Annotated in this window: 8 protein-coding genes and 1 pseudogene; 2 read left to right on the forward strand and 7 right to left on the reverse strand. The window is 73.1% G+C overall.

All coding sequences use genetic code 11. The features are described 5' to 3' along the window. Positions 1-70: 70 nt before the first annotated feature. Both GHR20_RS09970 and GHR20_RS09975 read left to right on the forward strand, forming a co-directional pair. Positions 71-5037: pseudogene (locus GHR20_RS09970) on the forward strand (ATP-dependent helicase). 341 nt (positions 5038-5378) lie between these two features. Then, positions 5379-6224, forward strand: a complete 846-nt coding sequence (locus GHR20_RS09975) for a DNA-formamidopyrimidine glycosylase family protein (protein ID WP_153812979.1) — start codon at positions 5379-5381, stop codon at positions 6222-6224. Between the two features lie 74 nt (positions 6225-6298). Here GHR20_RS09975 and GHR20_RS09980 read toward each other — a convergent pair whose 3' ends face one another. From GHR20_RS09980 to GHR20_RS10010, 7 genes are all read right to left on the reverse strand, one after another. Further along, a complete protein-coding gene (locus GHR20_RS09980; RefSeq protein WP_153812980.1) occupies positions 6299-6592 on the reverse strand; it encodes a hypothetical protein in 294 nt (97 codons plus the stop codon). 59 nt (positions 6593-6651) lie between these two features. After that, on the reverse strand, positions 6652-7122 hold the full coding sequence (locus tag GHR20_RS09985) for a DNA starvation/stationary phase protection protein (protein ID WP_153812981.1): 471 nt from the start codon (positions 7120-7122) through the stop codon (positions 6652-6654). A gap of 267 nt (positions 7123-7389) precedes the next feature. Beyond that, the gene (locus GHR20_RS09990) at positions 7390-7764 is read right to left on the reverse strand and encodes a helix-turn-helix transcriptional regulator (protein ID WP_070026017.1); all 375 of its coding nucleotides are present in this window, start codon (positions 7762-7764) and stop codon (positions 7390-7392) included. A 109-nt stretch (positions 7765-7873) separates the two neighbouring features. Continuing rightward, positions 7874-8419 carry a CinA family protein gene (locus GHR20_RS09995; RefSeq protein WP_153812982.1) on the reverse strand — a complete coding sequence of 182 codons (546 nt, stop codon included), beginning with the start codon at positions 8417-8419 and terminating at the stop codon, positions 7874-7876. Beyond that, on the reverse strand, positions 8416-9237 hold the full coding sequence (gene pgsA / locus GHR20_RS10000; RefSeq protein ID WP_153812983.1) for a CDP-diacylglycerol--glycerol-3-phosphate 3-phosphatidyltransferase: 822 nt from the start codon (positions 9235-9237) through the stop codon (positions 8416-8418). The genes GHR20_RS09995 and pgsA overlap by 4 nt, the downstream gene beginning before the upstream one ends. Then, the gene (rimO, locus tag GHR20_RS10005) at positions 9234-10706 is read right to left on the reverse strand and encodes a 30S ribosomal protein S12 methylthiotransferase RimO (RefSeq protein ID WP_111580769.1); all 1473 of its coding nucleotides are present in this window, start codon (positions 10704-10706) and stop codon (positions 9234-9236) included. Before rimO ends, pgsA begins: the two co-directional genes overlap by 4 nt. 92 nt (positions 10707-10798) lie before the next feature. Then, positions 10799-11641: a helix-turn-helix domain-containing protein gene (locus GHR20_RS10010; protein WP_111580768.1), complete on the reverse strand. Its 843-nt coding sequence runs from the start codon at positions 11639-11641 to the stop codon at positions 10799-10801. Positions 11642-11900: the final 259 nt, after the last annotated feature.

Raw genomic sequence — 11900 nt, forward strand, 5'->3', positions numbered from 1 at the left:
ACTCACCCCCGACGGCGAGGCATTTGCGCAGGTCAGCACGATTGTCAGTGGGCGGGTGCAGGATGGACGCATGGTCAGCTCCGCACACCGGGCACTCGACGGCTTCTCCCCCGCGACCCGCGGTTGGTTCGCGGGGGCGTTCTCCGCGCCCACCGCGGCCCAGGCGGGCGCGTGGGAGGCCATCCACGCGGGTTCCGATGTGCTGGTGGTCGCGCCGACCGGCTCCGGCAAGACGCTGGCCGCGTTCCTCGCCGCCCTGGACCAGCTGGCCTCGGCCCCGCCCCCGGCCGACCCGAGGAAGCGCTGCCGGGTGCTGTACGTCTCGCCGCTGAAAGCCCTCGCGGTCGACGTCGAGCGCAATCTGCGCAGCCCGCTGACCGGCATCCGCCAGGAGTCCGTCCGCCTCGGCCTGCCGGAGCCCGAGGTCAAGGTCGGCATCCGCTCCGGCGACACCCCGGCCGCCGAGCGCCGCGCGCTGGCCACACGGCCGCCGGACATCCTGATCACCACCCCCGAGTCGCTCTTCCTGATGCTGACCTCGGCCACCCGCGACGCGCTCACGGGCGTGGAGACGGTGATCCTTGACGAGGTGCACGCGGTCGCGGGCACCAAGCGCGGCGCGCATCTCGCCCTCTCCCTGGAGCGCCTCGACGAACTGCTCCCGAAGCCCGCCCGCCGGATCGGCCTGTCGGCGACCGTGCGCCCGGTGGACGAGATCGCCCGCTACCTCTCGCCGCGCCGCAAGACGGAGATCGTCCAGCCGGAGTCCGGCAAGGAGTTCGACCTCTCGGTCGTCGTACCCATCGAGGACATGGGCGAGCTGGGCGGCTCCCCCGCCACCGACGCGGCCGACGGCGGGGAGCGGCCGTCGATCTGGCCGCATGTGGAGGAGCGGATCGCCGACCTGGTCCAGTCGCATCGCTCCACCATCGTCTTCGCCAACTCCCGCCGCCTGGCCGAGCGCCTGTGCAACCGGCTCAACGAGATCGCGTACGAGCGCGCGACGGGCGAGCCGCTGGCGGACCACCACTCCCCCGCCCAGCTGATGGGCGGCTCGGGCGCGGCCCAGGGCGCGCCCCCGGTGATCGCCCGGGCGCACCACGGCTCGGTGTCCAAGGAGCAGCGCGCGCTGGTCGAGGAGGACCTGAAGGCGGGCCGGCTGCCCGCCGTGGTCGCCACCTCCAGCCTGGAGCTGGGCATCGACATGGGCGCCGTCGATCTCGTCGTCCAGGTGGAGTCCCCGCCCTCGGTGGCCTCCGGGCTCCAGCGCGTGGGCCGCGCCGGTCACCAGGTGGGCGCCGTCTCCACCGGTGTGGTCTTCCCCAAGTACCGGGGCGATCTGGTGCAGGCGGCCGTGGTGACCGAGCGGATGCGTTCGGGCGCCATCGAGTCCCTGCGGGTGCCCGCGAACCCGCTGGACGTGCTCGCCCAGCAACTCGTCGCCATGACGGCCCTGGACACCTGGCAGTTCGACGACCTGCTCGCCATGGTCCGCCGCGCGGCCCCCTTCGCCTCGCTCCCGGAGTCGGCGTTCACCGCGGTCCTCGACATGCTCGCGGGCCGCTACCCGTCGGACGCGTTCGCGGAACTGCGCCCCCGGGTGGTGTGGGACCGCGTGACCGGCACCGTCACCGGCCGCCCCGGCGCCCAGCGGCTGGCCGTCACCTCCGGCGGCACCATCCCGGACCGCGGCCTGTTCGGGGTCTTCCTCGCCGGCAGCGACCCCAAGAAGGGCGGCGGCCGGGTCGGCGAGCTGGACGAGGAGATGGTCTACGAGTCCCGGGTGGGCGATGTCTTCACGCTGGGCACCAGCTCCTGGCGTATCGAGGACATCACCCGTGACCGGGTCCTGGTCTCCCCCGCGCCGGGCGTGCCGGGCCGGCTGCCGTTCTGGAAGGGCGACCAGCTGGGCCGCCCGCTCGAACTGGGCCGCGCGGTGGGCGCGTTCCTGCGCGAGGTCGGCTCGCTGCCCGAGGACGACGCCCGGCCGCGGCTGTTCGCCGCGGGCCTGGACGCGTGGGCGGCGGACAACATACTGGCGTATCTGCGGGAGCAGCGCGAGGCGTGCGGCCATGTCCCGGACGACCGCACCATCGTCGTGGAGCGCTTCCGTGACGAACTGGGCGACTGGCGGGTCGTCGTCCACTCCCCCTTCGGCGCCCAGGTGCACGCCCCCTGGGCGCTCGCGCTCGGCGCCCGGCTGTCCGAGCGGTACGGCATGGACGCCCAGGTGATGCACGCCGACGACGGCATCGTGCTGCGCCTGCCCGACGCGGACCTGATGAGCCTGGACCTGCTCGACCAGGAGCCCGTGAAGCCGGGCGCGCCCTTCCCCGCGGACAGCGAGCAGCCGCCCGTGGGCGCGGCGGACGTCGCCTTCGACAAGGGCGAGGTCGACCAGGTGGTCACCGAACAGGTCGGCGGCTCGGCCCTGTTCGCCGCCCGGTTCCGCGAGTGCGCCGCCCGCGCCCTGTTGCTGCCGCGCCGCAGCCCCGGCAAGCGCACCCCGCTGTGGCAGCAGCGCCAGCGCGCGTCCCAACTGCTCCAGGTGGCCAGCGAGTTCGGTTCGTTCCCGATCGTTCTGGAGGCCGTCCGCGAATGCCTCCAGGACGTCTTCGACGTGCCGGGCCTGGCCGAGCTGATGGGCGACATCGAGTCCCGCGCGGTGCGCCTGGTCGAGGTCACCACCCCGGAGCCGTCCCCCTTCGCCCGCTCCCTCCTGTTCGGCTACGTCGCCCAGTTCCTGTACGAGGGCGACTCCCCGCTGGCCGAGCGCCGGGCCGCCGCGCTCTCCCTGGACTCCCGGCTGCTGGCCGAACTGCTCGGCCAGGCGGAGCTGCGCGAGCTGCTCGACGCCGACGTGCTGACCGACCTGGAGCGCGAACTCCAGTGGCTCACCGAGGACCGCCGGATCAAGGACGTGGAGGGCGTCGCCGATGTGCTGCGGCTGCTCGGCCCGCTCACCGAGGCCGAGTTGGTCGCGCGGGGCGCCGATCCGCACTGGGTGCGGGAGCTGGCCGGGGCCCGCCGGGCGATCAAGGTCCGGATCTCCGGCGCCGACCACTGGGCGGCGATCGAGGACGCGGGCCGGCTGCGCGACGCGCTCGGCACCGCGCTGCCCGTCGGCGTCCCCGAGGCGTTCACCGAGCCGGTCAAGGACCCGCTGGGCGACCTCCTCGCGCGCTATGCCCGCACACACGGTCCGTTCACCTCGGCCACCGCCGCCGACCGCTTCGGCCTGGGCGCGGCCATCACCGACGGCGCCCTCCAGCGGCTCGCCGCGAGCGGCCGGGTGGTGCAGGGCGAGTTCCATCCGGCGGGCATCGGCCAGGAGTGGTGCGACGCCACGGTGCTCCGGCGGCTGCGCCGCCGCTCCCTGGCGGCCCTGCGGCACGAACTGGAGCCGGTACCGCCCGCCGCGCTCGGCCAGTTCCTGCCGCAGTGGCAGCACCTCGGCAAGGGCCACGGCCTGCGCGGAGTCGACGGGCTGGTGCGCGCGATCGAGCAGTTGCAGGGCGCCTCGGTGCCCGCCTCCGCGCTGGAGAAGCTGGTCCTGCCGTCCCGGGTGGCGAACTACACGCCGTCGATGCTGGACGAGTTGACCGCGGCCGGCGAGGTGGTGTGGGCCGGCGCGGGCGCCCTGCCCGGCAAGGACGGCTGGGTCTCCCTCTATCTGGCGGACGCGGCACCGCTGCTGCTCCCGCCGCCGCACCCGCTGGAGCTGACCGCGCTCCACCAGTCCGTCCTGGACACGCTGTCCGGTGGCTACGGCCTGTTCTTCCGGCAGATCGCCGACCAGGTCCGCGCCACCACGCATCCCGACGCCACCGATCCCCAACTGGCCGACGCCCTCTGGGACCTGGCCTGGTCGGGCCGGCTCACCAACGACACGCTGGCGCCGATGCGCTCCCTGCTGGGCTCGGGCCGTACGGCGGGTTCGACCGCCCACCGGGCCAAGCGCGCCGTACCGCGCGGGCGCTACGGCTCCCTGACGGCCGCGGCGCGCACGGCCTCCCGTACCGGCCCGCCGACCGTCGCGGGACGCTGGTCCCTGCTGCCCGCGGCCGAGCCGGACCCCACCGTGCGCGCGCACGCGCTGGCCCGCACCCTGCTGGACCGGCACGGCGTGGTGACCCGGGGCGCGGTCGCCGCGGAGGGCGTGGAGGGCGGCTTCTCGGCGGTGTACCGGGTGCTGTCCGCCTTCGAGGACAGCGGCCAGGCCCGACGCGGTTATGTGGTCGAGGGGCTCGGCGCGGCCCAGTTCGCCATGGACGGCGCGGTGGACCGGCTGCGCGCGGTGTCCAACGCGCGGGACCGGGGCGAGTCCCCGCCCGCCCCGGTGGGCGGCTTCCCGGCACCCGGATCCACCGGCCCGAACGGTTTCCCCGCCGGCGACGGCGACCCGCACGGCCACAGCCCGTCCTCCTCGGGCGCCGACGCGGGCCTCGCCCACCCCGGTCTCGACGGCGACTTCACCTGGCCGCCGTCCGAGCAAGGTGGCCATGACTCCGCCCGCGACCTCGCCGACCCCTTCTCCGCCCCCGGCTACGGCGGCCCACGGGGCGGCGGGTCCACCGGCTACGGCTCGGGCTCCCCCTGGGGGACCGGGGCCCGCAGCGGGGCCACGGCCGGGACCGTTCCCCCGACTCCCGTGCCGTCGTCCTCGCGGCGGCCGATCCGGCGAACGCCTACGGCGCGGCCCTGTCCTGGCCCGAGCCGCCGACCGGCGCCGGGCACAAGCCGGGCCGCAAGGCGGGTTCCCTGGTCGTCCTCGTGGAGGGCGAGCTGAACCTGTACATGGAGCGCGGCGGCAAGACCCTCCTCGCCTGGCCGATCACCCCGGACACCGGGGCCACGGACGACCCCCGTCTGCGGACGGCCGCCGAAGCCCTGGCCGCCGCCGCCCGCGCCGGCTCCCTCGGCACGGTCACCGTGGAACGGATCAACGGCACCCCGGCCCTGACCTCCCCCATAGGCACCCTGCTGGAGACAGCGGGCTTTGTGGCCACCCCACGGGGGCTGCGCCTGAGGGCGTGAGCCGGGGTGCGGACCGGGGTGTGAAGCGGGGTGCGAACCGGCGTACAGGTCGGGCTGCGAAGCCAGGGCGGCCCGCAGAGCCAGGGCCGCAAGGCCCCGGAGCCGCCGGGCCAAGGCCACCGGACCGGACGGCCTCCCCAACTGAGCACGCGGCCTCCCCCAAAAGCACCCTGCTAGAGGCAGCAGGCTCCGCGCCCACCCCCGGGGGAGCGCCTCAGGGCGTGAACCGGAGTACGAGCCGAAGTACGAGTTGGGCTGCGAGCCGAACGACGCTCCCCGTCGGCCACCGACGCCGGGGGCTGGCCCCCGCCGACGCCCTCCCCTCATGGCACCCTTGACCCATGCCCGAAGGTGACACGGTCTGGCGGGCCGCGCGGCGGTTGCACGAGGCGCTCGCGGGTGAGGTGCTGATCCGCAGCGACTTCCGGGTGCCGAAGTACGCGACCGTCGATCTCACCGGCCGCCGGGTACTGAGCACGGTTCCGCGCGGCAAACATCTGCTCACCCGCTTCGAGGGCGGCCTGACCCTGCACACGCATCTGCGCATGGAGGGCGCCTGGAAGGTGTACGGCACGGGCGAGCGCTGGCGCGGCGGCCCCGGGCACCAGATCCGCGTGATCCTGGGCACCGCCGACCGGACGGCCGTCGGATACCGCCTCCCAGTGCTCGAACTGCTGCGCACCAGCGAGGAGGAGCGGGTGGTGGGCCATCTCGGCCCCGATCTGCTCGGCCCCGACTGGGACCCGGAGCGCGCGCTGGCCAATCTGCGCACGGACCCCGCCCGCCCCCTCGGCGAGGCCCTGCTCGACCAGCGCAATCTGGCGGGCATCGGCAACGTCTACAAGAGCGAGCTGTGCTTCCTGCTCGGCGTCACCCCCTGGCTGCCGGTCGGAGCGCTCCCCGCGGACCGCGCCGAGAAGCTGCCCGGCCTCGCGCACCGGCTGCTGGAGGCCAACCGCGACCGCCCGGTCCGCCGGACCACGGGCCTGCGCCACCAGGACCTGTTCGTGTACGGCCGCACGCACCGCCCCTGTCTGCGCTGCCGCACCCAGGTCCGCGTGGCCGACCAGGGCGACGGCTCCCAGGACCGCCCCACCTACTGGTGCCCCGCCTGCCAGACCGGCCCCGCCCCGGCGCGGGGCACCCCCCAGCGCCGGCACGAGCGTCACCGTCGTACCGCCGGGTAGCGACACCGTCGTACCTCGATCGGCCCACCCGCTGACGCACCCGTCGAACCCGACCGCTCACGGGTACCGGCGCCTCACGGGTCGGCGATTTCCCCCGGACGCCCTCGCGGGGGCGGCCCGTCGGCGTCGACACCCGTACCGGCCTTTCCCGCCCGCCAGGCGGCCACCCACCGCCCCGGGGGCAGTTCCCCCTCCGCCTTTCCCTTCGGCGCGCAGTGGACAGGCAGCACGCTGAGCCCCCAGCCGCCGGCCGCGACGGCGGCTTCCAGCACGCCCGCGCCCTGTCCGAGGGCGAGCCGCAGCACGGCCCACCACCAGAGCGCGCCGCATGCCAGCGCCAGCGTCCGGCGCACCGCCCGCCCCGTCATGCGCGCCACCTCCCGCCGGACGCCGGCTCGCACCCGCTACCCGGCGGCACCGGCGGACGCTACGCGTTCTCCGCCTGGAACATCCAGTGATGCTTCTCCAGGTCGGCGGTTATCTGGATGAAGATGTCCTGGGACACCGGGTCGGGCTCCTCGGTCGCGTGCACGCGCTCCCGCATCCGAGTGATGACCGAGCCGAGGGCGTCCACCATCGCCCCGACCGCGTCCCCGTCCTTGATCCAGCCGGACGGAGTGGGTTTGATGCCGCTGGTCGAGGAAACCGTGGCGGCGCGGCCGTCGGGCGGGACGCCCAGCGCGGAGGCGCGTTCGGCCACCGTGTCGGAGTGGGTGCGGGCGGAGGCGACGACCTCGTCCAGCTGGAGGTGGATGGAGCGGAAGCGGGGCCCGACGACGTTCCAGTGGATCTGCTTGGCGACCAGGGACAGGTCCACCAGATCGACCAGGGCACCTTGCAGCGCCTCGGCCACGGTCTTCAGGTCCGCGTCGGCCAACGGGCTCTTCACGACGTACATCCGCTTCCTCCGGCGCTCCGACGGCCCGCACGGCCGCCACGTCCCTCCACCATGACCGCCCCACCGAAACCCGGCAAACGGACGCATGGAAGCGCATATATACACACGTACGGATGTAAAGCACCGCGTGCATGGCACCGGGCGCATACAGGCGCACAGCACGAGGCCCCGCCCAGGCTCCCGGGGATCTTCCCGAGAAGCCCGGCCGGGGCCTCGTCCATGTCTGGCTGTGTCTGGCTGTGCCCGTCGGGCGCGGCGCCGCGAGGGTCAGGCGGCGACCACGTCCACCGCCTTCGCGGGTGCCTTGATGGTCACCCGTTCCGGTGGCACACCGGTCACCGAGACGGAACCCAGCATCGGACGGACCGGCGTGGGTACGGGCTCGGTGGCCGCGGCGGACTGGGCCAGCTCGGCGAGCGCCAGTTCGTCGCTCACTTCACGCATGAGTTCCGACATCCGTACGTCCAGCGCGTCGCAGATGGCGGAGAGCAGCTCGGAGGAAGCCTCCTTCTGCCCCCGCTCCACCTCGGAGAGATAGCCGAGTGAGACTCGGGCGGACGAGGAGACTTCGCGCAGAGTACGGCCCTGGCGCTGGCGCTGCCGACGCAGCACGTCACCCAGCAGGCGACGGAGCAGAATCATCGGTGGCTCCCTCCTCGGACCGCGTAGCCGCATCCTTCACGCCCCACCGTACCGCCTCGCGCTGCGGCCGTGCGGGGAGCGATGTCGTGTTCACTCAGGGCTGCAAACATCAAAACCCCCCGTTCCGTTCCGTATCCTGTGCCCGCTCATTCCCGAACTGTTCGCCCGCGATCCGCTCCAGAAGCAGGGCGAGTACGCTCCGTACACTCTCTCTACGGATTTCCGTACGGCTGCCGTTCAACCGCAGGGCCTCCACTTTTCCGCCACCGGCGGACGGCGCGGGGGCCGTCAGCGGTCCGTCAGCGGCCACGAAGACCGTGCCGACGGGCTGTCCGTCCTGCGGGTCGGGGCCCGCGACTCCGGTGGTCGCGATGCCCCAGTCGGCGTCCAGCGCCTTGCGCACCCCGGCCGCCATCTGGGCCGCGACCTGCGGGTCCACCGCTCCGCACCGCTCCAGCAGGGCGGCGTCGACGCCCAGCAGCCGGTGCTTGAGTTCCGTGGCGTAGGCGGTGACCGAGCCCCGTAACACCTTGGAGGCTCCGGGTACCGCGGTGATCTCCGCCGCCACCAGGCCACCCGTGAGCGACTCGGCGACCGCGAGGGTCTCGCCCCTCACCGTCAGTAGTCGCACCAGTTCGGTGGCCGGGGAACTCACGCTTCCGTCTCCTCCAACGCCGCCGCGCGCTCGGCGATTCCCTGCCTGCGCAGCACAATGGCTTGTCTTACGTAGTCGAGGCCGGTGACAACGGTCAGGACGACCGCCGCGGCCATCACCCAGAACCGCAAGGTGGCCAGCCACCCGGTGAGCGCCAGCACATACATGCCGACGGCCACGCCCTGGGTCAGGGTCTTCAGCTTGCCGCCGCGGCTGGCCGGGATCACGCCGTAGCGAATGACCAGAAAACGCATCAGTGTGATGCCGAGTTCCCGGCCCAGGATCACGATCGTCACCCACCACGGCAGATCGCCGAGGGAGGACAGACAGATCAGCGCCGCCCCCATGATCGCCTTGTCGGCGATGGGGTCGGCGATCTTGCCGAAGTCGGTGACCAGGTTGTAGGTCCGCGCGAGATGACCGTCGAACAGGTCGGTGATCATGGCGATGGCGAAGGCCGCCCAGGCCAGCGAGCGCCAGGCCGGGTCGTAGCCGCCGTTCGCCAGCATCAGCGCCACGAAACCCGGCACCAGGACCAGCCGGAGCATGGTCAGCAGATTGGCGACGTTCCATACGCTCGCCTGGTTGACCGCCGCGGCCGTGATCTTGCCGCCGCGCGCGGGCCTGTCCTCAGCCGTGGCGTCCGCGCCGGCGGCGGACCGGCCGGAAGCGGAGTGACCGGCCGCAGCGGACCGGCGGCCGGGAGCGGACGCGGAACCGGAGACCTCGGACGCCACGCCGTCGGCAGCGGCGGCGGTGCCCCGTGCGCCCTGCGCGCCGGAGGAGCCGCCCGCGGCGGATGCCGGGACTCCGGTCATCTGCCCGCCTCCTCACTACACGCGAGCGAGCCGGTCAGCGGCTCGGCCACCAGGTCGACACCCTCCGTACCGACCACCTTCGCCTCGACCATACGTCCCACGGCGAGGCCCTCGCCGCTCGTGAGCAGCACCTGGCCGTCGGTCTCGGGCGCCTGGTGCGCGGCGCGGCCGTACACACCCTCTTCCTCGTCCACCGACTCCACCATGACGTGCACCGTCTCGCCGACGCGCTCCTCGGAGCGCTGCGAGACCAGTTCCTCGGCGAGCCGGGAGATGTGGGCCAGCCGCTCGGCCACGACGTCCTCGTCGAGCTTGTTGTCGTACGTGGCCGCCTCTGTGCCCTCTTCGTCGGAGTAGCCGAAGACGCCGATGGCGTCCAGGCGGGCGCCGGTCAGGAAGCGCTCCAGCTCGGCGAGGTCCGCCTCGCTCTCGCCGGGGAAGCCGACGATGAAGTTGGAGCGCACACCGGCCTCGGGGGCCTTGGAGCGGATGGTGTCGAGCAGCTCCAGGAAGCGGTCGGTGTCACCGAAGCGGCGCATGGAGCGCAGCACGGCGGGCGCCGAGTGCTGGAAGGAGAGGTCGAAGTACGGCGCGATCTTGGGCGTCGAGGTCAGTACGTCGATCAGCCCGGGGCGCATCTCGGCCGGCTGGAGGTAGCTCACCCGGACCCGCTCGATGCCGTCGATCCCGGCCAGCTCGGGCAGCAGGGACTCCAGCAGGCGGATGTCGCCCAGGTCCTTGCCGTACGACGTGTTGTTCTCGGAGACCAGCATGATCTCCTTCACGCCCTGCTCGGCCAGCCAGCGCGACTCGTTGAGCACATCGCTGGGGCGGCGGGAGATGAAGGAGCCGCGGAAGGACGGGATGGCGCAGAAGGAGCAGCGCCGGTCGCAGCCGGAGGCGAGCTTCACCGAGGCGACCGGGGCGCCGTCCAGCCGGCGGCGCAGGGGCGCGCGCGGGCCGGAGGCGGGCGCCAGGCCCTCGGGCAGGTCGGTGGGGCCGTGGCCGGGCAGCGCGACCGAGGCGGCCTGGTCCTGGCGCTCGGCCGGGCTGATCGGCAGCAGCTTGCGGCGGTCGCGCGGGGTGTGCGCGGCGTGGATGCCGCCGGACAGGATGGTCTGGAGGCGGTCGGAGATGTCGGTGTAGTCGTCGAAGCCGAGCACACCGTCGGCCTCGGGCAGCGCCTCGGCCAGTTCCTTGCCGTACCGCTCGGCCATGCAGCCCACCGCCACGACGGCCCGGGTTCTGCCATGGCCCTTGAGGTCGTTGGCCTCCAGGAGGGCGTCGACGGAGTCCTTCTTGGCGGCCTCGACAAAGCCACAGGTGTTCACGACGGCGACGTCGGCGTCCTCGGCGTCCTCGACCAGCTGCCAGCCGTCCGCCTCCAAACGGCCTGCGAGCTCCTCGGAATCCACCTCGTTACGAGCGCAGCCGAGAGTGACGAGTGCGACGGTACGGCGTTCAGGCATGGGCTCAAGAGTACTTTGTCTCACCGACAGCCCTGTCGACGGGGTTGGCCGAGGTCGGCCGACCCCGTCGGCGGGGTGCGCGGCGGGCCGGATCAGCCCGCGACCGGGTCGCCCTTGGTGTACGTCAGGCGCTCCACGGCGCCGGGCCGGAAGTTGTTCTCGATCTTCTTGCCGTTCACATACAGCTCGATCGCGCCGGCGTCGCCGAGGATCAGGTTGATCTTGGCGCTGTCCTGGAAGGTCTTGGACTGGCCCTTGTCCAGCAGACCGTCGAAGAGCATCCGCCCGTTGTGGTCCTTGGCCGAGATCCAGCTGCGTCCGTCGGGCGCGCTGACCTGGACGGTGACCTTGTCCTGCGGGGCGGCCGCGATGGCGCTGTCGGTGGGCTCCGGGGCCGGGTCGACGGGCTTGGCCTTGGTGGGCGCGGGCGAGGCCGACTTGCCGGCGGCGGGCGTGGTGCCCTCGGCGAGCTGCGACTTGGAGTCGCTCGAGCCGTCGCCGCCCTTGACCGCGGTGAAGCCGACGAAACCGATCACCACGACGATCGCGGCGACCATCGCCGCGGTCCAGTTGGGGCCCCGGCGCTCGGGGCGGATCCGCTCGGCCTCGAACAGGGGCGCGGCCGGGGTGGGCGCGGGCCGGCCGCCGTGCTCGGCGTCGTACTGGGCGACCAACGGCTCGGGATCGAGATGGACGGCCCTGGCCAGGTTTCGGATGTGGCCGCGCGCGTACACGGCGCCGCCGCAGAGGCCGAAGTCGTCCGCCTCGATGGCGTGCACGATGGCGAGGCGGACACGCGTGGCGCTGCTGACGTCGTCCACGGTGAGCCCGGCCGCGATCCGCGCCTGATGGAGGGCACGGCCCACGGAGATTCGGGCTTCCTGGGACTCGTCTGGGAAGGGACGCTCGTCTTCAGGGGAGTTGCCGAGGGACACGGGGGCGCCTTTCGAGCGTGTAGCCACCTGTGCTGGAAGCTCAGTCTAGGGGGGTACGAAAGGGTGGGGCAACCGGGCGGTAGGAACTTCTACGCCATCGGAATGGCCCGACACTCCGAAGGCTGGACAGGCGCATACCCCTGGATGGGACGCTTACCTGTCCTCTCGCTCAACTTGACGTAGGGCAAAGGGAAACGGTTGCCCGCCGCTCTCTAACGGGTGGATCACGGCGGGCACGGACGCAGCACGACGGCACGAC

It is taken from the genome of Streptomyces sp. SUK 48 (assembly GCF_009650765.1).
In the GTDB taxonomy this organism is placed as follows: Bacteria; Actinomycetota; Actinomycetes; order Streptomycetales; family Streptomycetaceae; genus Streptomyces.